Annotated in this window: 29 protein-coding genes; 16 read left to right on the top strand and 13 right to left on the bottom strand. The window is 64.5% G+C overall.

All coding sequences use genetic code 11. The features are described from left to right. Nucleotides 1-64 precede the first annotated feature (64 nt). Complete coding sequence (locus K414_RS0123715) at nucleotides 65-1,402, top strand: NAD(P)/FAD-dependent oxidoreductase (protein WP_027498201.1); 1,338 nt, start codon at nucleotides 65-67, stop codon at nucleotides 1,400-1,402. 13 nt (nucleotides 1,403-1,415) lie between these two features. On the opposite strand, the gene K414_RS0123710 is transcribed toward K414_RS0123715, so the two are convergent. Genes K414_RS0123710 through K414_RS27825 form a run of 3 tightly spaced genes read right to left on the bottom strand, consistent with a single transcriptional unit; the run spans nucleotide 1,416 to nucleotide 3,954 of the window. Then, nucleotides 1,416-2,072 (bottom strand): response regulator transcription factor, encoded by a 657-nt coding sequence (locus tag K414_RS0123710; protein WP_027498200.1) that lies wholly within the window; start codon nucleotides 2,070-2,072, stop codon nucleotides 1,416-1,418. Further along, complete coding sequence (locus K414_RS27830; protein WP_081701662.1) at nucleotides 2,069-3,355, bottom strand: histidine kinase; 1,287 nt, start codon at nucleotides 3,353-3,355, stop codon at nucleotides 2,069-2,071. The genes K414_RS0123710 and K414_RS27830 overlap by 4 nt, the downstream gene beginning before the upstream one ends. Next, a complete protein-coding gene (locus tag K414_RS27825; protein ID WP_237606376.1) occupies nucleotides 3,355-3,954 on the bottom strand; it encodes a hypothetical protein in 600 nt (199 codons plus the stop codon). Before K414_RS27825 ends, K414_RS27830 begins: the two co-directional genes overlap by 1 nt. A 157-nt stretch (nucleotides 3,955-4,111) precedes the next feature. On the opposite strand from K414_RS27825, the gene K414_RS0123695 reads away from it, so the two are divergent. After that, nucleotides 4,112-4,312 carry a membrane protein gene (locus tag K414_RS0123695; protein WP_027498199.1) on the top strand — a complete coding sequence of 67 codons (201 nt, stop codon included), beginning with the start codon at nucleotides 4,112-4,114 and terminating at the stop codon, nucleotides 4,310-4,312. A 6-nt stretch (nucleotides 4,313-4,318) separates the two neighbouring features. Here the strand turns inward: K414_RS0123695 and K414_RS0123690 are convergent, their stop codons facing one another. Beyond that, nucleotides 4,319-4,852: a histidine phosphatase family protein gene (locus K414_RS0123690; RefSeq protein ID WP_027498198.1), complete on the bottom strand. Its 534-nt coding sequence runs from the start codon at nucleotides 4,850-4,852 to the stop codon at nucleotides 4,319-4,321. Then, nucleotides 4,839-5,381 (bottom strand): GtrA family protein, encoded by a 543-nt coding sequence (locus tag K414_RS0123685; RefSeq protein ID WP_027498197.1) that lies wholly within the window; start codon nucleotides 5,379-5,381, stop codon nucleotides 4,839-4,841. The genes K414_RS0123690 and K414_RS0123685 overlap by 14 nt, the downstream gene beginning before the upstream one ends. A 62-nt stretch (nucleotides 5,382-5,443) precedes the next feature. Here K414_RS0123685 and K414_RS27820 point away from each other — a divergent pair, with 62 nt between their 5' ends. Beyond that, entirely contained in the window at nucleotides 5,444-6,649 is a 1,206-nt protein-coding gene (locus K414_RS27820) for an MFS transporter (RefSeq protein WP_051365265.1), read from the top strand. Here the strand turns inward: K414_RS27820 and K414_RS0123675 are convergent. Next, nucleotides 6,628-7,233 (bottom strand): TetR family transcriptional regulator C-terminal domain-containing protein, encoded by a 606-nt coding sequence (locus K414_RS0123675; protein ID WP_027498196.1) that lies wholly within the window; start codon nucleotides 7,231-7,233, stop codon nucleotides 6,628-6,630. The genes K414_RS27820 and K414_RS0123675 overlap by 22 nt on opposite strands. A gap of 66 nt (nucleotides 7,234-7,299) precedes the next feature. Here K414_RS0123675 and K414_RS0123670 point away from each other — a divergent pair, with 66 nt between their 5' ends. The 3 genes from K414_RS0123670 (at nucleotide 7,300) to K414_RS0123660 (ending at nucleotide 9,279) form a co-directional block, all read left to right on the top strand. Next, nucleotides 7,300-7,941 (top strand): GAP family protein, encoded by a 642-nt coding sequence (locus tag K414_RS0123670; protein WP_161631823.1) that lies wholly within the window; start codon nucleotides 7,300-7,302, stop codon nucleotides 7,939-7,941. A 34-nt stretch (nucleotides 7,942-7,975) separates the two neighbouring features. Further along, nucleotides 7,976-8,227 (top strand): hypothetical protein, encoded by a 252-nt coding sequence (locus K414_RS0123665; RefSeq protein ID WP_027498194.1) that lies wholly within the window; start codon nucleotides 7,976-7,978, stop codon nucleotides 8,225-8,227. Nucleotides 8,228-8,331: 104 nt separating this feature from the next. Further along, nucleotides 8,332-9,279 (top strand): CPBP family intramembrane glutamic endopeptidase, encoded by a 948-nt coding sequence (locus K414_RS0123660; RefSeq protein ID WP_051365264.1) that lies wholly within the window; start codon nucleotides 8,332-8,334, stop codon nucleotides 9,277-9,279. On the opposite strand, the gene K414_RS0123655 is transcribed toward K414_RS0123660, so the two are convergent. Further along, nucleotides 9,269-9,781 (bottom strand): GNAT family N-acetyltransferase, encoded by a 513-nt coding sequence (locus K414_RS0123655; protein WP_027498192.1) that lies wholly within the window; start codon nucleotides 9,779-9,781, stop codon nucleotides 9,269-9,271. The genes K414_RS0123660 and K414_RS0123655 overlap by 11 nt on opposite strands. Nucleotides 9,782-9,856: 75 nt before the next feature. Here K414_RS0123655 and K414_RS29480 point away from each other — a divergent pair, with 75 nt between their 5' ends. The 7 genes from K414_RS29480 (at nucleotide 9,857) to K414_RS0123620 (ending at nucleotide 17,751) form a co-directional block, all read left to right on the top strand. Then, a complete protein-coding gene (locus K414_RS29480; protein ID WP_027498191.1) occupies nucleotides 9,857-12,019 on the top strand; it encodes an HNH endonuclease signature motif containing protein in 2,163 nt (720 codons plus the stop codon). Nucleotides 12,020-12,126: 107 nt separating this feature from the next. Further along, complete coding sequence (locus K414_RS0123645) at nucleotides 12,127-12,729, top strand: biotin transporter BioY (protein ID WP_027498190.1); 603 nt, start codon at nucleotides 12,127-12,129, stop codon at nucleotides 12,727-12,729. Further along, a complete protein-coding gene (locus K414_RS0123640) occupies nucleotides 12,726-13,874 on the top strand; it encodes an AMP-binding protein (protein WP_027498189.1) in 1,149 nt (382 codons plus the stop codon). Before K414_RS0123645 ends, K414_RS0123640 begins: the two co-directional genes overlap by 4 nt. Beyond that, the gene (locus K414_RS0123635) at nucleotides 13,871-14,992 is read left to right on the top strand and encodes a thiolase family protein (RefSeq protein ID WP_343294192.1); all 1,122 of its coding nucleotides are present in this window, start codon (nucleotides 13,871-13,873) and stop codon (nucleotides 14,990-14,992) included. Before K414_RS0123640 ends, K414_RS0123635 begins: the two co-directional genes overlap by 4 nt. Further along, a complete protein-coding gene (locus K414_RS0123630; RefSeq protein ID WP_027498187.1) occupies nucleotides 14,989-15,669 on the top strand; it encodes an ABC transporter ATP-binding protein in 681 nt (226 codons plus the stop codon). Before K414_RS0123635 ends, K414_RS0123630 begins: the two co-directional genes overlap by 4 nt. Further along, nucleotides 15,666-16,313 (top strand): energy-coupling factor transporter transmembrane protein EcfT, encoded by a 648-nt coding sequence (locus tag K414_RS0123625; protein WP_027498186.1) that lies wholly within the window; start codon nucleotides 15,666-15,668, stop codon nucleotides 16,311-16,313. Before K414_RS0123630 ends, K414_RS0123625 begins: the two co-directional genes overlap by 4 nt. Further along, nucleotides 16,204-17,751, top strand: coding sequence for an AMP-binding protein (locus K414_RS0123620; RefSeq protein ID WP_237606367.1), 1,548 nt, complete (start codon nucleotides 16,204-16,206; stop codon nucleotides 17,749-17,751). The genes K414_RS0123625 and K414_RS0123620 overlap by 110 nt, the downstream gene beginning before the upstream one ends. On the opposite strand, the gene K414_RS0123615 is transcribed toward K414_RS0123620, so the two are convergent. The 5 genes from K414_RS0123615 to aroQ form a co-directional block, all read right to left on the bottom strand. After that, nucleotides 17,655-18,446, bottom strand: a complete 792-nt coding sequence (locus K414_RS0123615; protein ID WP_081701724.1) for an acyl-ACP thioesterase domain-containing protein — start codon at nucleotides 18,444-18,446, stop codon at nucleotides 17,655-17,657. The two genes, K414_RS0123620 and K414_RS0123615, sit on opposite strands and share 97 nt — an antisense overlap. 37 nt (nucleotides 18,447-18,483) lie before the next feature. Beyond that, nucleotides 18,484-19,977: an NlpC/P60 family protein gene (locus K414_RS0123610; RefSeq protein ID WP_027498183.1), complete on the bottom strand. Its 1,494-nt coding sequence runs from the start codon at nucleotides 19,975-19,977 to the stop codon at nucleotides 18,484-18,486. Nucleotides 19,978-20,111: 134 nt separating this feature from the next. Continuing rightward, nucleotides 20,112-20,696 carry a vitamin K epoxide reductase family protein gene (locus K414_RS0123605; RefSeq protein ID WP_027498182.1) on the bottom strand — a complete coding sequence of 195 codons (585 nt, stop codon included), beginning with the start codon at nucleotides 20,694-20,696 and terminating at the stop codon, nucleotides 20,112-20,114. Nucleotides 20,697-20,716: 20 nt separating this feature from the next. Further along, nucleotides 20,717-21,487 (bottom strand): thioredoxin domain-containing protein, encoded by a 771-nt coding sequence (locus tag K414_RS0123600; RefSeq protein ID WP_027498181.1) that lies wholly within the window; start codon nucleotides 21,485-21,487, stop codon nucleotides 20,717-20,719. Between the two features lie 79 nt (nucleotides 21,488-21,566). Continuing rightward, nucleotides 21,567-22,001 (bottom strand): type II 3-dehydroquinate dehydratase, encoded by a 435-nt coding sequence (aroQ, locus tag K414_RS0123595; RefSeq protein ID WP_027498180.1) that lies wholly within the window; start codon nucleotides 21,999-22,001, stop codon nucleotides 21,567-21,569. 91 nt (nucleotides 22,002-22,092) lie between these two features. On the opposite strand from aroQ, the gene K414_RS0123590 reads away from it, so the two are divergent. The 3 genes from K414_RS0123590 (at nucleotide 22,093) to K414_RS0123580 (ending at nucleotide 25,917) form a co-directional block, all read left to right on the top strand. Continuing rightward, a complete protein-coding gene (locus K414_RS0123590; RefSeq protein WP_032407458.1) occupies nucleotides 22,093-23,382 on the top strand; it encodes an MFS transporter in 1,290 nt (429 codons plus the stop codon). A 92-nt stretch (nucleotides 23,383-23,474) separates the two neighbouring features. After that, nucleotides 23,475-25,187: an MDR family MFS transporter gene (locus K414_RS0123585; protein ID WP_051365262.1), complete on the top strand. Its 1,713-nt coding sequence runs from the start codon at nucleotides 23,475-23,477 to the stop codon at nucleotides 25,185-25,187. Nucleotides 25,188-25,191: 4 nt separating this feature from the next. Beyond that, complete coding sequence (locus K414_RS0123580) at nucleotides 25,192-25,917, top strand: alpha/beta hydrolase (RefSeq protein WP_081701660.1); 726 nt, start codon at nucleotides 25,192-25,194, stop codon at nucleotides 25,915-25,917. Between the two features lie 7 nt (nucleotides 25,918-25,924). On the opposite strand, the gene K414_RS0123575 is transcribed toward K414_RS0123580, so the two are convergent. After that, nucleotides 25,925-26,602, bottom strand: coding sequence for a TetR/AcrR family transcriptional regulator C-terminal domain-containing protein (locus K414_RS0123575; protein WP_027498176.1), 678 nt, complete (start codon nucleotides 26,600-26,602; stop codon nucleotides 25,925-25,927). Between the last annotated feature and the right edge of the window lie 94 nt (nucleotides 26,603-26,696).

Genomic DNA, 26,696 nt, shown 5'->3' with positions numbered 1-26,696 from the left:
GGCGGAGTTTCATGGAGGTAGTTCTGCGATCTACAAGAAATGTGTGCTCGGAAAGGGAAGTGCCGTGAAAACGTACGACGTCGTCATCGTGGGTTCGGGATTCGGAGCGTTGGCCGCGGCCAAGGCTCTGGGCAAGGCCGGTGTGACGTTCTCTCTGATCTCCAGCACCACCGAGCACCTGTTCCAGCCGCTGCTCTACCAGGCAGCAACCGGGATGATCTCGACGGGCGAGATCGCCCCGCCGATCCGGCGCATTCTGGCGCAGTACGACTCGGCCGATGTGCGTCTGGGCCGAGTGGTCGACGTCGATCCCGAGAGCCATCAGGTCACCTACGTCGGTGGCGGCGAACGCCACACCATCGGTTTCGGTCGCCTGATCGTCGCCACCGGAGCCACTCAGGCCTACTTCGGCCGCGACGAGTTCAAGGACCGCACCTTCGCGCTCAAGACCGTCGACGACGCAATCGCCCTGCGTGAGCAGATTCTGAGCTGCTACGAAAAGGCGCACCAGACCTCCGATCTCGACGTACGCAAGGAGCTGCTCAGCTTCGTGGTCGTCGGTGCAGGCGCAACCGGCGTCGAACTGGCCGGCCAGATCAGGGATCTCGCGCACCGGTACTTCGCCGGCTCGTTCCCCGATATCGGACCCGACGACGTCACGGTCACCCTCGTCGACGGTGTGAAAGAGGTACTCCCCGCTTTCGGTGGCAAGCTCAGTGCCTATGCCCGCACCAAGCTCGAGAAGTCGGGCGTCGACGTCGTCACCGGTGCCATGGTGACCGATATCGCCGACGACGTCGTGACGGTGCAGGACGTCGACACGAAGACCTCGCGTACCTACCCGGCCAAGACCGTGATCTGGTCGGCCGGCGTTCAGGCCAGTGAGCTGGCGGCGACGATCGCCGAGCGCACCGGGTGCGAGACCGATCGGGCCGGTCGGTTGCTCGTGCACGACGACCTCACCGTCGGTACCGCGAAGGACATCTACGCGATCGGCGACGTGACCTCGCTGCACAAGCTGCCGGGACAGTCGCCGGTCGCGATGCAGCAGGGTCGCCACGTAGCCAAGACGATCATCGGAAAGGTCGACGCCGGAACGCCGTTCAAGTATGTCGACAAGGGCAGCATGTCGATCGTGGGCCGATTCAGTGCGGTGGCTCGACTGTTCGGCAAGGTCGACATGTCCGGACCGATCGCTTGGTTGATGTGGCTCGCGGTGCACCTGATGTACCTGGTGGGCTTCCGCAATCGTTACGTTGCAGTGGTGTCGTGGATGACGTCGTACATCGGCGACAAGCGACCGCACTTCCAGTACACCGACAAATCCGGGTCGATGCTGGAACTTGCCGACGAGACATCGGACAGCGAGACATCTGACGACGAGGAACGTTCAGCGGCTTAGGGTTCGGATAGAGCTAGCTGCTCACCAGACCGTTGCGGTAGGCCCAGATCACCACGTGCACTCGGGTGCTGACCTCGAGCTTGCGGCAGATGTTGCCGATGTGGGTCTTGACCGTACTCTGCTCGAGTCGCAGTGATCGGGCGATCTCGCTGTTGCCCAGCCCTGTCGCGAGCAATTGCACCACCTCCATCTCCCGGAGACTCAGGTCGTGTTGTGGGGCAGTGCTTCTCGCCGATCGCTGTGGTGCCCCGCGTCGCGCGAACTCCGCCATCAACCGCGGAGTGACGCGCGGCGACAGGGCCGCTCCGCCGGCGGCGACGGTCGTCACGGCGTCGGCGAGCTCGTCCGGATCGGCATCCTTGAGCAGGAATCCGGATGCACCGCTGTCGAGTGCGGCGAACACGTACTCGTCGAGATCGAAGGTGGTGACGACGATGATGCGAACATCGTCGAATCGCGCCAGGATTTCCCGTGTCGCGGTGAGTCCGTCGCCGTTCGGCATCCGAATGTCCATCAGTACGACGTCGGGCTGCAGCGTCGAGACCTGTTGAACGGCATGACGTCCCGACGAGGCGTGTCCGACGACCTCGATGGCGGAGTTGCCGGCCAGGAACAGCTCGAATCCCTGCCGAACCACGGGTTGATCATCGACGATCAGTACTCTGATCATGCCGATACCCCGTCGGGACGCGAGATTTTGCCGTCGACCGGTAGTTGCGCGCGCACCACCCAGCCTCTGCCGTCGGCGAGCTCATTCGGCCCGGCTTCCAGCGTCCCGCCGAACAGGGCTGCTCGCTCCCGCATGCCGGGAATGCCGAATCCCTGACCCGAGGAATCGTCCTGACCGGAGGTGGGGGAAGCAATCGTGTTGGAAACGGTCACCTCGACATTCGAGGCTCCAGTGCTGACCTGGACCAGCGCGGCGCAACCGGGCGCGTGGCGCCGGGCATTGGACAGTGACTCCTGCACGATGCGAAAGCTCGTCAACTGCACCGCGCTGTCCATGCGGGCTGCGTCGCCGGTGACCTCGAAGTCGATGGAGGCGAACGACAATCGAGACTGTTCGACGAGGTCGGTGATATCGGAGATCATGGGCTGTGGTGCGCCGCCGTCATTGTCGGTCGGGCGCAGGATACCGACAATTTGGCGGAGACTGTCGAGGGTGCGCTGACCGTGTCCGATTGCGCCGGTGAGTAGTTCGCGTGCCTGCTCGGGGTCGCTCGTGATGAGAGTCCTCGAAGCCTTGGCCTGGATGAGCATGCCGGTGAGGTGATGGGCTGCGACGTCGTGCAATTCGCGTGCCATGGTGCGCCGCTCATTGTCCAGAGCTGTCTCCAGGCGTTCTCGGTGCGCCGATTCGGCCCGCCCCAGTGCCGCCTCGCTCTCCAGTTCCTGGGCCCGGCCACGTGCGATGTATTTACCCAGCGCGATGAGCACCGTGTAGTTGATGGCCAGGTTGGCGATCTGTTCGGCCACCACTCCGACGCTGCCGCCAGGTCCGGCTGCGGCGTCGGGAAAGGACAGGCGTGTATCGACGCTGACCAGGATCTCCAGTATCAATCCTGCGCCGAGGGGAACGAAGAGTCGCGGGCCGCTCACGCGAATTGCCAACGCGGCGATGGCGAACCAGTACAGGGGAGTGAAACCCAAAGTGCGCTCGGGTAATACGAGGATGAGTGCCACGCTGATCGCGACCACAGCCGAGTACGAGAAGACAGGGTAGGTCCGGCGGACGCAGGTCGCCGCTGTCATCGCCAGTACTGCGACGACACTTACCGTGATCAGGGCCGGGCTCTCGACGAGTTCGTCTCTGGTGTCGCCGACCATGCCCGTCGAGAGTTGGAATGCGGCGTAGACGACGGTGGCCAGCAGCATCTCGACGGGCAGGACCACCGGATTACGGGGCCGCCAGGAAGGGCGGAACGTGTTCGGTATCCGGGACCTGCCCATCATCAGCGTCGACTCCGTTCTGCTGCAGTGTCTTTCGAGACTACTGCAGTATCTTTCGAGCGCCCAGGGCTCTTGGTTCCCAGCACCCACAGCGGTCCGGTGACGAACCAGAAGAACGTGATGACGCCGAGCGGTTGCACCACTGTTTTCAACGCTGCTGCCTGCTCCGAGTCTGCCACGGTGGCCGCCAGCACGTAGGTGATAGCCAGTGCTATTGCGGCAGCGCACAGCCATTTCACGAATCCTCGGATCTCGTTGCGGTAGGCCTGCGGTCCGGTCTTGGCTGGCGTGGACGGTGCCGGTCCTCCCGCAAACCGGTGGGCGAAGCGCACGTCCAGCCAGGCCACAGTGGAGTGTGCGAACACGAGGGTCCAACCGAGGTAGATACCGGCGAGACGGTGAGCGAACTCGACCTCCCCACCGCGATGCAAGTCGACGGCGACGGCAGCGACGAGGACGAGATCTAGGACCGGAAGCAGCGCCAGCACGACGGTGCTGGCTCGCCGCATCCTAGCCAGGTAGCGCACGCACAGGCCGCCGAGGACCAGTACCCAGAAACCGACTTCGCAGACGGCGATGGTGAGCAGAATCGGATTGTCCATGGGCCGATCTCACGCGAGTCGACTCTGATGCGGTATCCCGCCGAGGCGTCGTAGCTGGTGATTCCTACCGACGTACGACGCGGCAGTCCACCGAAAGTCGTAGTAGGCCGCGCTACTGTGGAAATTACGCATACGGGACACGAAAAGGGAGTCGACGATGGCAGGCAAGAAGATCGACAGAGTCCATGCACAGTCCGCGCTGGAAACGGTTCGCGAGAATCCCGGTATTGCATTGATTGCCGCCGCACCTGCATTGGTGGTGCTCGCGGTGGTGTGGTGGCTTCTCGGATTTCCCGCCGCGCTGATTCTGCTGATCGCCGCAGGCGGTGCCGGCTACCTGTATCTCCGGAACCGTTAGTCGGGTCTACGCGCCGTCGGAATCGGCGCGGGGGATGCAGAATTCGGTGATCGTGGCGGTACTCGCTGCCAGCTCGGCCCAGCTGCATTCGGTGGTCAGCACAGCGATCGCCGAGGTGGGGAAGCGGTGTCGCACTTCGCGGGCCACGTCGGTGTCGTCGTCGACGGCCAGTTCGAGTGCCGTCCACGGAATTCCGGGCTCGTGCCCGACGACCAACAGTGTCGAGACGGTCACGTCGTCGAAGTAGGTGTCCGCCAGTTTGATTTCGTCGATGATTTCGTCGGCCGAACCACCGTAGATGTCTCGCTCGAAGCGGGTGGGTGCATCGCCGAGGCCGGTGGCGGCCAAGGTCTCGCGAGTCCGCAGAGCCGTCGAGCACAACACGGCGTCGACGACCCCGACGTGCTCGGTGATCCAGGCTCCCGCCAGTCCTGCTTCCCGTTGGCCGCGTGGAGCCAGTGGCCGCTCGTGGTCGGGCACGCCGTCGGGGTAGCCGGATTTTCCGTGCCTCATCAGCACGAGAGTCCTAGTGGTCGCCATGCCGTCCACCGTAAACGGTCAGGGCAACCTCGTCGGGAACGACGTTCACCGGCTCGGGGAAAACGAACTTCCGCATTGCCCACCACCGGAAGGCGGTGGCGAGCAGGGTGCCGACAATGGAGCCACTGACGAAGTCCGCGATGTTCTCGGTGATGAAAGACACGTTGGGAGCGCGCAGATCCAGCACGTAACTCGACACCCAGAGCGGCAATTGGTTGATGGCCAGACCGGTCCCGGCGACGGCGAAGAACAGCGCTGCTTCGTGATGGCGACGTCGTCCGCCGCGGGCAGTGAACGACCATTCCCGGTTGAGAACGTACGACACGATCGTCGCGATCAGCACGGCCAGAACATTGGCTGTCACCGGCTTGTCCTGCAGGATCGTCCACTTCAAGCCGAAGAACAGCACGACGGTGACGACGAAGGTGATTGCTCCGACGATGAGGAACTTCAGAGCCTCGGCGTGCTTGACGAGGGGCGCGAGCCAACGCTCGGGAACGTGGTCGGTGAGGCGGTCGGACACATGCATCCCATCGACGTTACCTCGAGTAACGGGTTGGGTAGTCCCATCAACGATAGGCTCGCGGCACTATGGGCCGCCCGAAAACCAGTGCTCGCTTGTCCGTTCTGATCGTCTTCTTCGTCAACGGCGCGGTGTTCGCCAACTGGGCACCCCGCATTCCCGAGATCCAGAACTCGTTGTCCATCGATGTTGCCACGCTAGGTCTCGCACTTGCAGGGGTCGGTGTCGGCGGGCTTGCCGCAGCACCCGTTGCCGCCGTGCTGGTTCACCGATTCGGCAGTCGGTGGGCTGTTCTCGCGTCGGGACTCTTGTTGTGCGGTGCGTTCGTGCTCCCCGCTGTGGCGGTGTCGTGGTGGACGCTGCTGGCAGCTCTGGTCCTGCTCGGCGGGGCCGACGCGGTGATGGATATTTCCATGAATGCTCAGGGAGTGCTGGTCGAGGAGCGTGCGGGTCGATCTCTGCTCAGTGGCTTTCATGCCGCGTGGAGCGTCGGGGCGGTGGTGGGCGGAGTGGCGGGTTCTGCGGCCGCGGGTGCTCGCCTTCCGGTCGCAGTGCACTTCGCCTGCGTCGCCGTGGTGCTGGTTCTTGCGCTCGCGGCGGTCGGCCGGGGTCTGTTGGGTCCGGATGCGCGGCCGGATGAGTCCGCCGACGGCCCAACTCCTCAGCCGGCCGTCGGCCGTCCGATTGCGGCGCTGGCCATGCTCGGCGCGGTGGTTCTGCTGGCCGGCCTGATGGAGGATTTTCCGCAGTCCTGGAGCGCGGTGTACATGACGACCGAGCAGGGTGCCGGTCCTGGCGCTGCCGGTCTGGCGTTCGTGGCGTTCTCGGTGGCTATGTTGGTGGGACGCCTGGTGGGTGACCGGATCGTCGATCGGTTCGGACCGTCGTCGGTACTGACGGGTGGCGCAGCGCTGGTTGCGGTCGCATTTGCAGGCATCGCGGGGCTGTCGGTGCTCGCCGTCGACGTGCCTGTACTGGTCATCGCTGCATTCGCGGTCGCCGGCCTGGGTTCGAGTCCGCTGTTTCCCATCGTGTTCAGCCTGGCCGGACGGCTTCCCGGCGTCTCGTCGGCTGCGGCGATCTCGACCGTGTCGCTTATCTCGCGTGCCGGATTTCTGCTGGCACCGTTGGTGGTCGGGCGGGTCGTCGAGGCATCGGGCTTCGGGTCGGTATTGGCCGCGATCGCTGCCGCGGGCGTCGTCGTCGCGGTGATCGGGTGGCTCTACGGCCGCAAATTTCCCGTGGACTCGGCTCAGGACTGCGGCTCCAGATAAGTGCGCAACAACCGACGTACCTCGTCGGCCGTGAGTTGCTCGGGATACGTCACCGCCTGCAATGTCAGTCCGTCGATGTAGGTATGCAGTTCGGCCGCGGCATATTCGTCGACGGTGCTGTCGAATGTGAATGCGGGGGAGTTCGGTCGATCGAGATCGTGCAGGTGCGCCCACGCGAGCCGACAGAGGTAACGGCTGCCGAACCACCCGGCCGTCTTGAGGGCGGCTAGTCGCTCGTCGAATCTGGCACGCACGAGCGCTTCCAGCCACACCGATGCCTCGGCGCGGCGGTCCTCGTCGAGTGGCAGTAATTCCTCGAGGACTCGGATCGCGCGAACCAGGCCGTCACCGCCGGCCGGATGTTCCTCCAACCGATGTACGACGCGTTGCGTCATGGCCTCGGCCGCGAAGAGGACAAGTTCTCCTTGATCGGAGAAGTAGTACCGCAGTGATCCAGGGGAGACGCCGGCTTCGGCAGCGACGCTGCGTACCGTCGCCCCGTTCATTCCTGCTCGTTCGATGACGCGCCACACGGCGGCGACGATCTCCGCTCGGCGTGCGTCGTGGTCGACGATCTTCGGCATCGGTCTGTTCTAGCACGAGAGCGTTTTTTCGACACGACTGTGCTGAAACCGTGTTACGGTACAGCTGTGTTATTTAAACTCGCCGGGCTTGCGCTGGTGGACAGCATCGGAGTCGGGACACTTGCAGTTCCGTTGTGGATGATGCTGCGGCCGTCGTTTCGGGCAGGTGTCGTTCTGCTCCATCTGTGTGTATTGGGGCTGCTGTACCTCGGGGTCGGTATCGCCGTCTGGGCGGCCTCCGACGGCCTGAGGGTGGCGATTCCTGGTGACGCGTGGATTCGGTTGGCGGTGGGTGTTGTAGTCCTGCTCGTGGGGGTGGTCTGCGACCGTCGGCGTCGAGTCCCCAGCAGTGCGTGGTGGACGCGGCCCCCGGGAAGTGTTCGCGGGGTTGTTCTGCTCGCGGTCGCTGTGGGCGCGGTGGAGGTGGCGACGATGCTGCCCTACTTTTCGGCAGTTGCCATCGTGGGAGATGCGGACCTGGGGCGGTTGTCCTCGGTGTCGATTCTGGCGGCCTACGTGCTTGTGATGCTGTCGCCTGCCCTCGTCCTGCTGGCTGTCGGAGTGGTTGCGCAGGAGCGTATTTCGTCGGTCACGCGACCGCTGGTGCGGCGCGTGGACCGTTGGACCGGCGACGTAGCGGCAACGGTGTCGATCGTGGTGGGCGCGCTACTGGCCGCGAATGCGGCGATCGAACTGAATCTGGTCTGACCTGGTTGTGGTCCGAATCGATGAAAGGGAAGCGATGAAGGTACGAGAGGCGGGCAGCATCGTCGTGATCGTCGTCGGAGCTGTGCTGGCGCTGTTCTTCTGGGACCTGCAGTTCTCCTGGTTCCAGGGCGGCCCGATCGGCTGTGTTCTGGTGGTGCTCGCGATGGTCGACGTATGGGAATCGCGTCGCGGCACCCCGAGGAAGGGGCTGCTCGCGGAACTGCGAGACGACATCGTCGGCACGAAAGATTCGAGCGATGAGTCCGACCGTGACACCCGGCCGTGAGTGGCACCGCCGGTTCGTATCGCCGGGACCATACTGATTTCTCGGCCGAGGCGTGATAAACAAGCTGTTCGGCGATCTGTATCGAGCGGAATGGTGGTGGTCTGGTGACGACCGGTGTCGACGCGGGTCTTCGTGCTCGCTCGCCTCGGCGTGGTCTGACCGCTGCCGGTACCGCCGTGATGGTTGCGGCTCTGGTGGTCGGGTGGGTCGTCGTGTATTTCATCGGCTTGGTGGGTGCGCTGTGGCGTTTTCGTGAGCCGCATGCGCCGGCACCGATCCTCACGATGCACGATCAGTGGACCGATCTCGCGGTCGGCGCACTGCAGGTCGTTGTGGGGGCGATCGCGATCGGCGCGGTGCATCTCGCGCGGCGACGGACTTTGCCGGCGGTGCTGCCTCTGCGGCATGGCTCCGCGCGCGAGGCTGCGTTGACTTGGTGTGCTGCGATCGGCGCGGCGTCGGCGATAGTGCTCGTATTGTCGCGACTGAATATCGTCCGGTTCGGGTTCTCTATCCCTGCCTCTGTCGAATCGGATTGGCTTGCAGTCGTTTCCGCGCTCGCTGTCGGTCTGAGGGAGGAGCCGATTCTGGTGGCTCTGCCGGTTCTGCTGTTGGTGGGCAGGATGCCGATCTGGGCGATCATGGGGTTGTCGGCAACGTTGCGGGGCTTCCTGTACCTGTATTTCGGCGGCGGCGGATTCCTGTGGGCAGCCATATGGGGCGCGGCGGCGGTGTGGGTGTATTACCGATATCGGCGATTGTGGGTGCTGATCCTCATTCATGGATTCGTGATGAACATCCAGGTCTTCGACCGGGTGATTCCGTCCGACAATTCGGCGACGGTGCTGCAGTGGATCAACATTTTGATCCTGTTCGCGGCCCTGCTGTGGTGGATCACGCCCCGCGCCCTCGATGCGTTCCTGCCGAACACGGTGGCTGTCCGTTCCAACGATCGGGCTGTCGACACGACGCCTGTGGTGACCGACGTCGTGCTGAATCCCGAGAACGCGAACTCCGACCGATCCAGAAACGAACCACCCGTCAAGCCCTGACCATGCGCGCCTCGTGGCATTCCCACGTCGGGTCGAAGCGGGCTTCGCCGTCCAGCTCGAACCCGTTCTTGCGATAGAAGGCGATCGCGCGCTCGTTGGCGGCGGCCACCCACAGATACGCAGCGGGAGTGTCCTCACCTAGTGCGTCGTTCATCAACGCCAGTGCAATGCCGGTGCCGTGGTGTTCGGGCAGAACGTTCAACGACCACAATTCCCTGTGTGCAGGCGGATTTTCGTCGCGCGGGGGTCCTCCGGTCGCGAAGCCGACAATGCGTGAGTCGCCAACGTCGACTGCACATCGGGTGCGAACTCCACGCGCCGACGACTCGTCGCGATGGGCGATGATCTGCTGCCACCGTTCGATGCGGTGCGCGGGCCTCATCGCATCCAACTTCGCACCGTTGATCATTCCCGCATACGTTGCCTTCCAGATCGCAACGTGTGCTGTACCGATCTGCTGCTCGTCGCCGGGCCGGATGTCACGAATCGAGTAGCTGCGCATGGTGCCGTTATACCGGCCCGAACTCGGTGACCGAATCGAATTTTCTTGTCGGACCCCTCTCGTACTATCGAATACATGTTCGATACCGGGGGGTGGGGAGCGGTGGAGACGCCGTCGGTCGATGACTGTATTGCGGGGTTTCTCGATGTCATCGCGCTCAGCCGTGTCCAGGAGAATCTTGCCCGGGCGGGGACCGTCCTGGCGTACTGCGACGTGCTCGAAATGCGGTTGGAGGCTGCCGAATCCGACGGTGGGGACCCTGGCGAGACCGTTCGCGGCGCTTTGTGCGACTTGGCCGTGACGATGACCGGCACGCGTCGCGATGCGTCGGTGATGCACGATGTCGCCGAGCGTTTACATCGAATGCCGTTGACGGCCTTGCGTTTCGTGACCGGCAGCTTCGACTGGTCGACGGTAGTCACCATAACCTCGGTGTTGCATCGCGCCAGTGACGAGACCATCTCGACAATCGAATACGAGGTCTGCGCCGCAGGGGGCCGAATGCGTCCGCAGGCCTTGCGGAACCGAATCTGGCGGTTGTGGATGAGGGCCGATCCGGACGGCGCTGCGCAGGCTCGCGAGACCGCGAAGTCGGAGGAAGTCGGAGTGCGGATCGACCGCACCGGTCCCGGCGGTATTTCGTCGCTCATCGCAAAAATCACGCATCTCGAGGCGGCCGAAGCGGATGCGCTCATCGTCGAGATTGTGGGGACTGTCTGCAAGGACGATCCGCGGTCGACGGGGATGCTGCGGGCGGCGGGACTGATGGCGTTGCTACACGGCGAACATTCGCTGGCCTGTCAGTGCGATCTGGGCGACGACTGCCCGGTTGCGGGCGGCACCGATGATCTCCCTCCTCGGCGCGGGCATCTCCTTCAGATCGTGGTGGCGGTGGAGACGCTGCTGGGACTGTCCTCGGATCCCGCGTCCTTGGCGGACGGGACGCCCATCGATCCGGAGGTGGCGCGCATCGTCGCCACCGACGCGAAATGGCAGGCCATGCTGACCGAGTTGGTCGACATGCTCAAACCCGAGGGAAACAGTTCCGACGACGACGACGACGACGGCGACGGCGACGACGGCGACGACGGTGAGGGCGGCGACGACGGTGAGGGCGACGAGGGCGAGGGCGACGACGGCCCTCAGGGCGGTAACCCGAAAGGTGGAGGACCGTCTGGCAGAGGGCCGGATGGCGGTGACCCGAACGACGTGAATCCTGATGGCAAGTCCGGCCCTGACGGCGATTCCGGTCCCGACGGCCATGGCGGTTCCGAGGGCGATTCCGGTCCTGACGACGATGCGGGTCCAGGCACCGGCGACCAGGACGACCGTCGCGGAAGAGGACCGGACGGCGTTGGAGGCTCGCAGCGCGGTGAGTGCAGCGGTCGAGACCCGGGCAGCAGTAAGTACCCGGACAGCGGGCACGACCCAGGCTTGCGGTTGTCGACCGGTTTGTTGCTACGTCGAGTGGTGGGCATCGGGCGCGTGCGCGCTGCCGGCGAGCTTCCGTCGATACGCGGGTCAGGTGACTGCGCGAATTCACCCGCCGTCCCTGTGCTGGGGGAGGAGTCTGTCCGCGATGGGCTGGTCGTGCGGTGGCTCGCATGGATTGCCGAGAAGCCCGAGCGTGCTCGGGGCATCTTTCCCGACGGCCACGGCGGGGAGCGCAGTCCATCTCAGGCTGCGGTGACCTATCGACCCAGTGCCCGCGTCGCTGCTGTCGTTCGGGCGGCGTATCGCACGTGCACGTTCCCCCGTTGCGACGTGCCGTCGGCGCGGTGCCAGATCGATCATCTGGTGCCGTTCGATCAGGACGATCCGCGGCGGGGAGGTTGGACCATCGTGACCAATCTTCAACCGGTGTGCGTGTTCCATCATCAGGCGAAGACCTCGAAAACGTGGTCGGCGGCGATGGTGGCCGGAGGGGTAATTCTGTGGTCGAACTCGCTCGGGTTGCGCTCGATCACGTTGCCGGACTTCTCGATCGGATTGCACGCGGGTCGCAGCCGACGTCGGAAGCGGTCTGCGAAACTAGTGAAGTCCCTGTCCGAACCGACCCGATGGGAACTCGACTACAGCGGATCCGCACCCCCGACGCTCGCGGACTTCCGTGCTGCCTCGACGGACTCGGCAAGGAAGAGGCTGGCAGAGAAGAGGCGGGCCTATCTCGAGCATTGCCGCGTTGTACACGCACGAATACGTCAGGACTGGAGTCGATACGATCCTGCGCCCTTCTGACGCCGGCACTGCCGGTGCCCGATAGGTGGTCAGGGCCACGCACCTGCTACCTTGAACGCCGTTCAAGTATCTGGGGCAGGTGATCGCCCCTTCCTCGAGGAGCCACCGTGTCAGGTATCGACAGCAGTACTCGCCCGCCGAGCCGTAAGGTCGGTCGAATGAACGTCTCCGCCCGCGACATGGCGCAGATCGCGGTGTTCGCGGCGCTCATCGCCGCGCTCGGACTGCCGGGATCGATCACGGTGGGCTTCTCCGGAGTCCCGATCACCCTGCAGACCCTCGGCATCATCCTGGCCGGCGCAGTTCTGGGACCACGCAAGGGCACGGCCGCAGTACTCGTGTTCCTCGCCCTGACAATGATCGGCCTGCCGCTGTTGGCGGGCGGACGCACCGGCCTCGCGGCGATGGCCGGCCCCACCGTCGGATACTTGATCGGCTGGATTCCCGCAGCGCTGATCATCGGTTGGCTCACCGCCCGCATCCTGCCGAAGTACTCGATCGTGCTCGGACTGCTGATCAACGCCGTCGGCGGGATCCTCGTCATCTACATCTTCGGCACCATCGGATTGCTGCTCCGCACCGACGTCGGGCTCTTGGCCGCGATCACCACCAACGGACCGTTCCTGCCCGGCGACATCGCGAAGGTCGTCGTCGCCACGGTCGTCGCCAAGAGCGTGCACCGCGCTTACCCGGGACTGATCAAGAGGTGACTTTTACGCTGGGAGGTCGAGACCAGGACACCGCCATCGTCTGGCGCGGTCGCAGTCTCACCTACGCCGAACTCGACGCCGCCGTCGAGCAGTGGCCTCACCTCCCGGCACACGCCCAATCTCACGACGCCCAATCACACGACGCATCAGCACTGGATCTGCCGGACGCGTTGGTCTGTGTTGTCGCGGCGGCTCGGCAGGGGTGCGCGGTGCGAGTCGAGGACCCGGCCGCCAGGCCCGAACGCAGCGGCGACCCCGACCCCGACGCCTTCCTGCTGGTTGCAACCTCCGGTTCCACCGGCAAACCCAAGCCGCTCGCGCGGACCGCGGCGTCGTGGGTCGACAGCTTCGCCGAGTTCACCGACATCACCGGCATCCGTCCCACCGATTCGGTAGCGATCACCGGACCCCTGCACGCCACGATGCATCTGTTCGCGGCCTTGCATGCGCTGTGGCTCGGTGCCTGTGTCACCGACGATCAGGCGCAGGCCACGGTGGTACATGCGGTCCCCGCTGTGTTGCGGGACGTCGCTCCGCGGATGCCGCACCTTCGGATTGCGGTCGTTGCTGGAACGATGCTGGACTCCGTTGCAGCTCGGTCTGTTCCGGACAGCGTGAGACTGGTCGAATATTATGGGGCCGCCGAGTTGTCCTTGATCGCAGCGAGGGTCGTGGGTGAGCAGCCGACGCTGGCGCTGCTTCGCGACGTCGAGGTGCGCACCGACGACGGTTACCTGTTCGTGCGGTCCCCCTACGCCGCCTGGAGTGCACGTGATTGGTTCGCCGTCGGCGACCTGGCCGACGTGCGTGGCCGGGAACTCGTCGTCCACGGGCGCGGAGATGCGGCGATCAACGTCGGCGGCACCACCGTGATCGCCGAGGACGTCGAGCGAATTCTGGTCTCGATCGACGGCGTCCTCGCCGCCGCGGCGATCGGCACTCCGCACTCCGTTCTCGGCGAAACAGTCTCTGCCGTCGTCGAACTCGACGGTTCACGCGATCTGGACGTGGTGCGCGCCGATGCCCGAGCGATCATGACCAAAGAGGCACTACCGAGGCGGTGGACGGTGGTACAGCAGTTGCCCCGCACCGCCAGCGGAAAAATCGCACGCGGGGCACTGCTGGCTAGAGGAGCACTGGCGTGATGCCCACACCCGTTGTTGTCGCGGGTAAACGCACCGCGATCGGCATTGCAGGGCACGGGTTCGCCGATGTCACGGCACCTAACTTGGCGGTACCGGTTCTGAAAGCTGTTGCTGCAGAGATCGATCCGCTCGGTGTTCCGATCGACGACGTGATTCTCGGCAACTGCCTCGGCCCAGGCGGTGACGTCGCCCGAGTGGCGGCGTTGGGTGCCGGGCTCGGGTTCGCCGTCCCCGGGGTCACCGTCGATCGCCAGTGTGGATCCGGGTTGGACGCGTTGGCCCAGGCCGCGTCGCGCATCCGGAGCGGCGACGAGACGATGATTCTGGCCGGGGGAGTCGAATCTGCAAGTACCAGCCCGTGGCGGTTCTGGCCGCCCGTCGGCGACGCGGAGCCGGTCCGCTACACCCGAGCGCCGTTCGCGCCCGACGGTTTCGACGACCCGGACATGGGTGTTGCGGCGGATGATCTCGCGCGGCGTCGTGGGATCGGTCGCGAACGCCAGGATGCCTATGCCGCACGGTCTTTCGCCCGAGCGGCAGCGTACGACTTCTCCGCGGAAATCGTGGCTGTGAACGGCATGGCTACCGACGAGCGCATTCGGCCCAACATGACGACGCAGCGCCTGGGCAGGCTGCGCCCCACGTTCAGCACAGACGGGACCGTGACTGCCGGTAATTCGTGTGGAATCTCCGACGGCGCAGCCGTTCTGGCGGTCACCAGCCTCGAGCGAGCCGCAGGCATGCCGGCGCTGCGCATTCTCGGCAGCGCTGTTGCCGGGTCCGATCCTGCCCTCCCCGGGCTCGGACCGGTACCCGCGATCGACAAACTGCTCGCCCGCACCGGGGTGGCGCTGAGCGACATCGAAACAGTCGAGATCACCGAGGCCTTCGCGTCGGTCGTGCTTGCCGTCGCGGACGAGCTCGGCATCGACGAGGACCGCATCTGCCCGGACGGTGGTGCCATCGCAATGGGGCATCCGTGGGGAGCGTCGGGCGCAATATTGTTGGTGCGGTTGCTCTCTCGTATGCTGCAGCCCGGAGGCCCTGCGCTGGGGCTGGCGGCCTGCGCTATCGGGGGCGGGCAGGGAATAGCAATGCTGGTGGAGAGAGTGTCATGAGTACGGTCGCCTTCGAGAACATCTCTCACGCATTCGGCGAGCGGCAGGTGTTACGCGGTATCGATCTCGAATTCGACGAACGCCGTATCGGTATCATCGGGTCCAATGGATCGGGAAAATCCACGCTGGCCCGCATGATCAACGGGTTGATCAAGCCCGATACCGGCCGGGTCACGGTCGACGGAATCGACGCGGCCAAGAAGGGCGCGCAGGTCCGCAAGAAGGTCGGCTTCGTCTTCACCGATCCCGACTCTCAGATCGTCATGCCCACCGTCGCTGAGGATCTCGCGTTCTCGCTACGGAGGTCCGGGCTCAGCAAGACCGAGGTGGCCGAGCGTGTCGACGAGATGCTCGTCCGGTTTCGACTCGATCGGCACCGCGACCACCCTGCTCATCTGCTGTCCGGTGGACAGAAGCAGTTGCTCGCCATCGGGGCCGTCCTCATCCGGCGGCCGGAGGTGATCGTCGCGGACGAGCCGACGACGTTGCTCGATCTGCGTAACGGCCGCGTCGTCGCAGACGCCTTGAATTCGATGGACCAGCAGGTCATCGTCGTGACTCATCAGCTGGCATTGCTGGACGGTTTCGAGCGCGTCATCGTCATCGACGACGGGCGAATTGCATTCGACGGCACCCCGGCTGCCGCGGTCCCGGCCTACCGCGAGTTGATCGGATGATCGGTCTCTACCGCCCCGGTGATTCGTTGCTGCATCGGATGAGTCCGGGATCGAAACTGCTGGCGCTGATCGTTGCCATTCTGGCGACGGTGATTCTCGCACGCACACCGCTCGAGGTCGGCGTGGTTGCCGTAATGGTCGCAGTACTGTTCGCGGTCGCCCGCATCCCTGCGAAAGTAGCTCTGGCGCAACTACGTCCGGTGCTGTGGATGCTGCTGATCATTGGCGTGTTCCAGGTGATCATCACCACCTGGCAACGCGCAGTGGTGGTCTGCGGAGTGCTGATCGTCTCCGTCGCGTTGGCCGCGTTGGTCACGCTGACCACCCGGGTCACCGACATGCTCGATACCGTCACCCGAGCCCTCGGTCCCGTCCGCCGCTTCGGCGTCGACCCGGATCGAATCGGTTTGCTTCTCGCCCTTGCCATTCGCTGCATACCGTTGTTGGCGTCGATCGTGCAGGAAGTGTCGCAGGCCCGAAAGGCCCGCGGCCTGCAGTGGTCGATGACGGCCCTGGCCACACCGGTGTTGGTGCGTGCGCTCCGTACCGCCGATGCGATGGGCGACGCTCTGGTGGCGCGCGGTGTTGACGACGACGGTGTGGACGACGACGGTGTGGATGACGACGGTGCAGATGACGAGTGACCTTCTCACCGCGCGGATAGCGCAGCACTGCGATCGGGCAGACATCGCGATCGTCGACGCGACCGGTCGGATCACGTACCGGGATCTGTGGCGTCGGGTGGAACGTGCGGCCGCTTCGATGGCCGGGATGCATCGAATCGCGGTGTTGCCGACGTCGGACATCGACTCGCTGATCGTCGTCGCGGCCGCGATGCATGCCGGCGTGAGTGTCGTTCTGCTGCATCGGCATCTGCTACCCGGCGAATTCGTCGACGCGATGTCGGTCACTGCACCGTCGCTCATCGTGGCGCATCCGCGTCAGCACGCACGATTGCACAGGTGGGGTGCCGACGCGGTGCTGGCACCCGAGCAGCTCGCCGGCGACCGTGTTGCGCGCGTCGATCCGCCGGCACGCAGCGCCGAACTGCTCGTGGGCATCACCTCCGGAACCACCGGCCCACCGAAATTGTTCGTTCGTGATCAGGCGTCCTGGGCGGCCACGCTCGACCGTTCCGATTCTCTGTTCGATCTCGGTCCGGGCGACAGAGTGTCTGCATCGGGAACTCTCGATCACACGCACTTTCTCTACGGTGCGTTGCACGGGCTTACTCGCGGCGCAACGGTGGACCTGCGCACGGCGGCGGCCGCTCTCGAATATGCTCCGACACACCTGTATTCGGTACCGACGATCGCCTGGGACATCGCGCGGTCGAACGTGCAGTACCCCAGCGTCCGCGAGGTGCTGTCGTCTGCGGCGAGATGGCCGCAGTCGGGTCGGGCGGCACTTGCCACGGTGCTACCGAACGCGACCATGACGCACTTCTACGGCGCGTCGGAACTGAGCTTCGTCTCCTACGACCGTCGAACGTCCGAGGGGGCGGAGATCGAGGGGGCGCTGTTCGACGGCGTCGAGGTGGAGACCAGGGGAGAACTGCTGCACGTGCGCAGCGACATGCTGTTCGACGGCTATCTGAGTCGGGTGGGTGAGCACACCACCCTGACGGACGGGCCGGTCGACGGGTGGATGACGGTCGGTGATCGCGGCAGCGTCGACCAGGGCCGGCTGACCTTGCTCGGCCGCGGCAGCGAGACGATCGTTCGAGCCGGCCTCACGGTCGAGTTGCCCCCGATCGAGGCGGCGCTGTTGTCGGTCCCCGGTGTTCTCTATGCCGGAGTTCTGGGCCTGCCCGATGACCGAGCAGGGGAGATACCGGTCGCCGGAGTGGTTGTAGCACAGAATGATTCACCGACGGTGGCGCAGATACGGCGGCACCTGCGTTCGTTGCTCCCCGACCCGAGTCTGCCCGTCGTCATTGCGATCGTCGACGGTTTGCCGCGTACCCCGCGCGGCAAGCTCGATCGTCAGGCCTTGGGTGCAACCTTGGCGACGGTCCGGACCGTCGGTTCGCCCGAGGCTCCGGTGACGACGAACCAGACGGTCAGCGCTCCGCCCTCGTAGCGGTGACGCAGCGTCACGCGTTCGTTCGCCAGCACCGGCGTGAGGTATTCGATGACGGCGCGGTGGGGCGCTGCGGCCAGGTGCGGCAAGTCCACCAGGAGTTCTTCGACCGCGTGCCAGTACGCCGCGTTGTTGAGGTGGTTGAAAGGATCGATATCGGTTGCGCGCAAAGGGAATTCGATGTCGCTCTGGGACTGCGACGGTACCGGTTCGGTCAGCCACGCCTTCCAGCGCAAGCGGTGCTGATCGGTGGTCTTGGCCAGCATCTCCAGTGCCCCGTCGCTGATGCGCGTCGGCATGCCGGTGTCCTTGCTGATGTTGATCCAGAAGCCCTCGGTTTCGATGCGACCACCCTTGGGGGTCGTCACCGCCACCCGCATGTTGGACCACCGCGTCGACATCGAGGAACACCAGCGCCGCAGGTGCACGCGGTCGGGAAAGTGGATGGGCTCGAACACGTCGATGACGGTGCGTCGCACGATCCACATCGGGTCGGTCTTACCCAGAGGGGTGGCGTCGAGATTGTCGGTGCCGATGTCCTGGAGGTAGCGCGCGACACCGTCGAACCGCAGTCGGTTGTTGGGGTCGATGTCGCCGGTACGTACTGGCCAGCTCGTCTCGAAGCCTTCACCGGGCGGCGGCTCGGGTGCCAGTTCGTCGTCGAAGCCGGCCGGTTCCACGCGTGCATTGGTCACGTCCGCACTGTACGCGGGTGGACCCACGTGATACCCGTCAGAGGATGTGGCGAGCTCGCATCCCGTCGAACACCGGTGCCACCCGCACCACGTCACCGGTGGTGGGCGCATGCACCATCTGCCCGTTGCCCATGTAGATCGCCACATGTCCCGGGCCCGCCGCGCCCCAGTTGCCGAACAGTAGATCGCCCGGCTGTGCGAGGGCCATCGGCACCTCGGTGCCCACGTTCCACTGCGTCTCCGACGTACGCGGCAGGGTGACCTTTCCGCCCGAGGCCTTGAACAGTGCGTAGGACGTCAGGCCCGAGCAGTCGAATCCGCCGCCGGACGGTCCGTTGATGTTTCCGCCGCCCCACACGTACGGCAGGCCCAGGTAATCCATCGCCAATTGCACTGCCCGCCCGCCCATTCCGGTGAGATCGAGCCCGGCGAACGGAGTGAGGATGGCCGCGAACTGGGCCTCGGTGGCCCGGATGCGCGCTACGTAGGGCTTGGTCTGAGTCTCGTAATCGACTGACCCCGAAGGCATTCCGCCCGAGCGCAACACTGCACCCGCTCCGGCGTTGTATCCGGCGAGGGTCAGGTCCGTCGTGTCGCCCGAGACCTTGCCGTCGCGCTTCCAGCCGTCGACCTGTCCGTAGATGTCGCACAGCATCGTTCCCGACGCCATGACCGAGTCACCGATGCTGTTGACGTCGACCACGCCGTTGCCGTCGTAGTCCTTGCCGTAGGTTGCCCACGTTCCCGGCATGAACTGGCCGGGTCCCTGTGCGCCGGTGCTCGATACCGGAGCTGTCGGACCGTATCGAAATCCGTTCTCGGCGGCATAGAGTGCGGCGATCGTTGTGGCCTTGACGCCGCCGCAGATGTTGCCCGCCTTCTGCAACCACGGAACGAACGCGGTGATCGCTCCCACTGCACCCAAACCGATAGGACCGACATTGATGCCGGTGAACGTGATGGGTAGACCGGGGAACAGTGCTCGCCGAATGGCTTCGGCCGATGCCATGAACGCCGTCTGGGTCGCGATGTCGGCGGCGGTGTACGTCCGGCCGGCGAATTGCAGGGCGCCGGTGGCGAGCCCGGCGACGGCGCTGGATGCCGTACCGGACGAGAAGACACTGAAGGGAAGCGGGGCGCTCGGCGTGATCGCCGCCGGTGTGAGACCCGCAGCCATTCCCACTGCGGGCGAGGCTGCTGTGGGCGTCACTGCTGTGGGCGCTTCCGGCGTCTCGATCTCGGCAACCGTGGGCATTTCCGGAAGCATCGGTTCGACGGCGGTGTGCAGTCCCTCGGCGGCGTCGTTCAGGGTCCGGTCTGCGACGTCGGCGGCGGGTTCGGGCATGGTGCCCATCAGCTCTGCCCATTGATCGGACATCGTTTTTCCCTGGTCCTCGGCAGCGGCAGCGACCGCGGCTGCCTGATCCTTCACCGCCTGATTCTGCAGTGGAGCTGGGGCGTCCGTTCCGGCGACTGCGCCTGCGGCAGACACGATGACGGCAACGATGACTGCGAAGGGATCGCCTGCCATGCTTCGACTCCTGTTACTCGATCGTTCTTCCCCGAGCCAGGAGCTGTGATCAGACTCACCCGGGTGCTGCAATCATCATGCACGGTGCAGCCGATCGACTCATGAGTTTTGCGAAACTGTCAGAGCAGCGAAACTCAGAGCAACGAGGCCCAGTAGTCCGAGAACCGGATTCCGATGAGCGCGACGACGATTGCGTACCACACGGCGAGCAGCGTCCACCGCCATTCGAGGAAAAGACGGCCGACTGTGCCCGGGCATTCGTCCGGATTACTGGAGCCGGTGCTGATCAGTCGGCTCAGAGCCAGTACGAACAGTGGCATCGTCACCGCCCACACCACCATGCAGTACGGGCACAGGGCACCGATCTCGTAGAGGCTCTCGAAGATCAGCCAATGCACGAACACTTCGCCGAGCAGCAGACCGGCACTGAGTCCGAGCCAGAACCAGTGCGGGAGTTCGACGCGGCCGAGCCACAGGATACCGGCGACGAGAGCGACGGAGAACGCCACGATTCCGAGGATCGGATTGGGAAATCCGAACAGCGCAGCTTGCTTCGTGACCATCACCGACCCGCACGAGAGCACCGGATTCAGGCTGCACGACGGAACATAGGACGCGTCTTCGAGGAGCTTGAATCGTTCGATCGTCAGGGTCAGTGCGGCGAGGAGCCCCAGTGCGCTGAAGAGTGTGAAGACTGCAGCGCCGGCGCGAGTTCTCATGGTCGGTTACCGGTTGCTGCTCAGTTTCCGGCTGCCGCGGCGGCAGCGAGGATGTTCTCGGGTGTCGGGGTGGCGACGTCGGTGCCGTTGACACGGACGCTCGGCGTTCCGTTGATGCCCTCGCCGATGACGGTCTGCGTCTGGGTGGTGACCCAGTCCGTGTAACTGCCGTCGGTGATGCACGACGCGGTGGCGGGGGAGTCGGCACCGGCTGCGGCGGCGATCTCGACGAGCTTGTCGTCGGGCAGACCGTTGCCGTTCTCGGCGGGCTGCTCGGCGAACATCGAGTTGTGCCAGTTCATCCAACTGTCCCGATCGTTCTCGGCGACGCAGATCGACGCGCTCGCAGCACGAGTGGAATACATCGTGCCGTTCGAGAAGCGATCGAGAATGGAGATGGGACGGTAATCGACGGCGACGTTGCCTGCGTCGGCCAGCTGCTGCAGAGTCGATCCGCTGACCGACTCGAATGCCTTGCAGGCCGGGCACTGGAAGTCCTCGACGACGCTGACGACAGTGGTGGCATCGGGGTTGCCGAAACGAATGGCACCGTTCGCGGTGAGCGACGTGGGCGTCAGCTGCGGGCCCGATGTGGAACTGGCGTCGGGAGATGCCTCACCCGACGTCGAATCCTTGTTGACGATGAACAGAGCAATGGCTGCAACGAGTGCGATGAGAACTACCGCGACGACGATCTGGATCAGCGTTCGACGATTCTTGTCGCCGTTCTGCATTGCCCGGATGTCCTTGGACGCTCTGCCGTCTCTCGATGCCTTGTTGCTGGTGTTCACGGCGACCAGTTTATGCAGGACAACCTGAGTGTCAGATGAGAGCAAGGTCGAACAAGTGCAGTATCAGATAAGAGCAGTATCAGATAAGAGCAGCGAGTCGTTCGATTGCGAATCGGTATCCGTCGATGCCGAGTCCGGCGACGACTCCGCTGGCGATCGGAGAGACGTAGGAGTGGTGCCGGAACTCCTCGCGGGCGTGCACGTTGGAGATGTGCACCTCGATGATCGGGACCTCGGGGATGACGAGTGCGTCACGCAGTGCCACCGACGTGTGGGTCAGTCCGCCGGGGTTGATGACGATGCCCGACGCCACCCCGCGTGCCTCGTGGATCCAGTCGATCAACTGTCCCTCGTGGTTGGACTGCTCTGCTTTCACGTCGAGTCCGTGTGTGGCGGCGGTCTTCTCGCACAGGGCGACGACGTCGGCGAGGGTGGCACGGCCGTACACCTCGGGCTGACGGGTGCCGAGCATGTTCAGGTTCGGACCGTTGAGCACCAGCACTTGCTTGGCCATGACGTCACTCGCTTTCCTGCTCTACGAACTACCGGGTCCGATCATTCCACAGCGTGGTTGACACAATTGCCCCGTGAGCATTGGGAAGACGGTGAGTACGGGGAGAACCGTATGGGTGGTGTGGGGCGTCGGTGTCTTCGCGTATGTCATCGGGGTGCTGCATCGGACGGCCTTCGGGGTCGCAGGGCTGAGCGCTGCGGACCGGTTCTCGATCTCCCCGTCTCTGTTGTCCTCGTTCGTGGTGCTGCAGGTGGTCGTGTACGCGGCGATGCAGATTCCGGCCGGAGTGCTGCTGGATCGGATCGGTTCGCGCAAGATGATCGCTGCCGGTGCGCTGATCATGGCGTCGGCGCAGATAACGTTGGCGCTCACCGAATCGCTGCCGGTCGCGGTGGCGGCACGTGCATTCGTGGGCATCGGCGACGCGCTGACGTTCATCTCGGTCCTGCGTCTGGTGCCGCGTTGGTTCTCGCCGCGGCGGGTGCCGATCGTGTCCCAGTTGACCGGGCTGCTGGGTCAGCTCGGGCAGGTGCTCTCGGCCGTTCCGTTTCTGATTCTGTTGAACGGGCCGGGGTGGACTTTCGCTTTCGGTAGCGCGGCGGCACTGGGTTTGCTCGCACTCGTCCTCTCGCTCGCTCTGATTCGAGATCGTCCCGACGACAGCACTGCTCCGGAACCGGAGCCGACGTCGTTGCGACAGACGCTGGACTCCATCGGCGAGGTGTGGCGACGACCGGGAACCCGGCTCGGATTCTTCTCGCACATGGGGACCCAGTTCTCGATCACCACGTTCGCCTTGTTGTGGGGTGTGCCGTACATGACCACCGCTCAGGGATTGTCGGCGTCGACGGCCGGAGCGCTGCTGACGTTGTCGGTGCTGTCCGCGGTGGCGTCGGGCATCGTGCTCGGTTTGCTCACCGGGCGCTACCCGATGCGTCGGTCCTGGCTGGTGCTGGCGATCATGGTCAGCAACGCCACGATGTGGGCCATCGTGCTGTCGCTGCCCGGACCTGCGCCGCTGTGGCTGCTCGTTCTTCTCGTCGTGGTGATTTCCGTGGGTGGGCCCGGGTCGGTGATCGGATTCGACCTCGCCCGCACGTTCAATCCGAGTGCCAATCTGGGGACGGCTCAGGGGATGGTCAACATCGGCGGCTTCCTGGCATCGCTGTTGGTCATCGCGGCGATCGGGTGGATTCTCGACGCCATGGGCGGTTACGACTTCGACAGTTTCCGGGTCGCGATGCTGGTGCAGTTTCCCGTGTGGATCATCGCGATCATCGGGGTGCTGGCGACACGGCGCAAGACGCGCAAGGTGCTCGCGGCCGACGGCATCCACCCGCACACGATGCGCGAGGTCCGAGACCGGATGCGCCGCAAATAAACCTTTGCTTAGTCGGCTTTCTACGAGCATGCTGGTGGTCCGAATATCGTTGTAGGACACAAGCAAACGTTACGTAAAGGTGAAACAAAGAGATGGTAAGCGAGCCTGAAGCGACCGCCGAGCGTGAAGCGAGTGCGGTGAGTGGCGAGTACTCGCACCGCGAGATCATGACCATTCTGTCGGGCCTGATGATGGGTATGTTCCTGGCGGCTCTCGATCAGACCATCGTGTCCACGTCGGTACGTACTATCGCCGACGACCTGAACGGGTTCTCCGTTCTCGCCTGGGTGACAACGGCATATCTGATCACGTCCACTGTCTCGACCCCGCTGTACGGCAAGCTCTCCGATCTCTACGGGCGCAAGCCGTTCTTCATGACGGCCATCTCGATCTTCGTCGTCGGGTCCATGCTGTGCGGCATCGCGACATCGATGTACGAGCTCGCAGCTTTCCGGGCCGTGCAGGGTTTGGGTGCAGGTGGCCTGATGTCGATGGCGTTGGCGATCATCGGCGACATCGTGCCCCCGCGGGAGAGGGCCAAGTATCAGGGTTACTTCCTGGCGGTGTTCGGTACGTCCAGTGTGCTCGGGCCGGTCATCGGCGGTCTGCTGGCCGGGCAGTCGTCCATTCTCGGCATCACCGGCTGGCGCTGGGTCTTCTACATCAACGTTCCGCTCGGCATCATCGCGCTCGTCGTCGTCTGGCGGGTGCTGAACCTGCCGGTCTACCGCCGCGAGGCCCGCGTCGACTGGTGGGGCGCAGTGCTTCTCAGCGTCGGGCTCGTGCCGCTGCTGATCATCGCCGAGCAGGGCCGCGTCTGGGGATGGAGTTCGCCGCGGGCACTGCTGTGCTTCGGGATCGGCATCGTGGGCGTCATCGCGTTCGTTCTCGCCGAGACCAAGATGGGCGACGACGCCTTGATCCCCATGCGGTTCTTCCGAAACCCGTTGTTCTCGTTGTGTATTGCCGTCAGTGTCATCGCAGGCGCAGCCATGTTCGGCGGCATCTCGTTGCTGCCGCAGTACCTGCAGGTGGTCAAGGGTTCCTCGCCGACTCTCGCCGGTTATCAGACCTTGCCGCTCGTCGGCGCTTTGATGATCGCGTCCATCGTGTCGGGTTCGATCATCTCGAAGACGGGGCGGTACAAGACCTTTCCGATCGTCGGCACTGCGCTGATGGCGATCGCCATGTTCACGTTCCACTACGTGCACGCCGACACTCCGTTGTGGCAGACGATGGTCGTGATGGGTGTGTTCGGTCTCGGTCTCGGTTCGATGATGCAGCCGCTCACGTTGGCCATCCAGAATGCGATGCCGCCCAAGGACATGGGCGTCTCCACCTCGGCGGCAACGTTCTTCCGTCAGATCGGTGCGACGGTCGGCGTGGCGGTGTTCCTCTCGATGTTGTTCACGCAGCTGACGCCCAAGACCGGCGATGCGTTGGTCGCCGCCGGTTCGACGCCCGCGTTCCAGCAGGCCGTGCAGAGCGCGGCCACCAGTGCCGATCCGTTGGAGTCCGGGTTCGCGAAGGCCATCGCCTCGGGTGATGCATCCGTTGCCGGTAGTGCCTTGCAGGACAGTTCGTTCATCCAGAAGCTCGATCCCGCGCTCGCCGAGCCGTTCCGCATCGGCTTCTCCGACGCGATGGACTACGTGTTCCTGGCCGTGTCGATCCTGATGCTCCTCGGATTCGTCCTGGTGCTCTTCCTCAAGGAGGTGCCGTTGCGCACGATGTCGGGTCTGGCGGCAGCTCAGCAGGAGCGCGACGAAGAGCGAGCGAACGACGTGGGCACGGGTCTACATTGATGGCGTGAATTCGGAGAACTGGGTTCGGCTCGGCTCGGTGGACACCTGGTACGCCGAGGTGGGCGACGGGGAACCGCTGGTCCTTCTCCATCCTGGGGGCGCTGATGCGCGAGCACTGGATGTCACTGTTGCCGGGTTGTCCTCGGCGTTTCGGGTGTTCACCCCCGAACGTCGAGGGCATGGCCGCACCCCTGATGTTTCCGGGCCTGGTCTCTCCTCCGAGTTGACGTTCTCGGACATGGTCGACGACACCATTGCGTTCATCGAGCAGGTCGTCGGGCGACGGACGCGGTTGGCCGGGTGCAGCGACGGCGGTGTCGTAGCGCTACTGGTGGCGCTGCAACGCCCGGATCTGGTGGATCGTCTCGCCTGCGTCGCGAGCGTCTTTCATCGCGACGGTTGGGGCGGCGGGTTGTCCGGTCTCGCCGATGCCGACCGCAGCGATTTCGTATGGCGACTCGACGATATGCACAGTGCAGATCCCGCACTGACTGCTAGCGATCTCGCCGCGTTGTCGGTGCGCACTCTGGTGATGATCGGTGACGACGACGAGGTGAGCATCGAGCATGCTGCCGAGTTCTACCGCAGTGTGCCGGTCGCCGAGCTGGCAATAGTCCCGGGTACCTCGCATGGCGTGTTGGTCGAGAAGCCCGCGTTGTGCAATGCAATATTGCTGGACTTCTTCACCCGGGATGCAGTGCAGACGTTCGCGCCCATTCGCCGAGCCTGATCTGTGGTCACGGGTTGTGACGCAGGCCGTCGAACAGTGCGTCCAATCCGCGATCGAGTTCGTGGGCACCGTCGTATGTGGTGATGAGGGGCGGCAGGACGGACATGATCGGGAAGTCCTCGATAGGGAGTCTGCGTAACGCGAGGCTGAGTCTGTCGACTGTCTCGTCCGGGTTGTCCGTCGTCTCCTGCGTTTCACTGAGCACGTGACCGCGGAGCAACGACATCAGCAATCGGTAGGCCGAGAGTGACTCGGGGACAGTGAATCCCGCGGTGGCAAACAGGCCCAATATGCCTTCGAGTGACATCAGGGACCTGGTGGTGCCCAGGCCCAGCGGAGTTGCTCGCGGCCGAGTCGCCAGCAAAACGGCCGCGCGCGGATGTGCCAGGGCGAGTTCGCGATAGTGCCGACCGAAGATCGTCAGCTGACGTCGCCAGTCGGTGTCCGATCCGTCCACCGACACGAGGTCGCCGAGAATCGAATCGGCAACGGCGTCGAGTAGTGCTTCCTTGGTGGCGACGTACCGATACACGGTCATGGGGTCGCGATCGATCGAGACGGCCAGGCTGCGGATGGTCAGGCTGTCGAGTCCGGTGTCGTCGATGATGCCAAGGGCGGCCGACACGACGAATTCGTGGTCGATTCTGTCCCGAGAGTTGTGGCTGCTGCGATCCGAGGGGGTCATCACATTGCTCCACCATTTTCGGTTATTCAGACAAGCGGTAAGCCGACGGCTTTCGGTCGACAAACAATTTTATTGTTCACCAACGTCATTCGCT

The organism is Rhodococcus sp. JG-3 (assembly GCF_000482405.1).
Lineage (GTDB): Bacteria > Actinomycetota > Actinomycetes > Mycobacteriales > Mycobacteriaceae > Rhodococcoides > Rhodococcoides fascians.
This window is presented reverse-complemented; position numbering and strand designations above follow the sequence as displayed.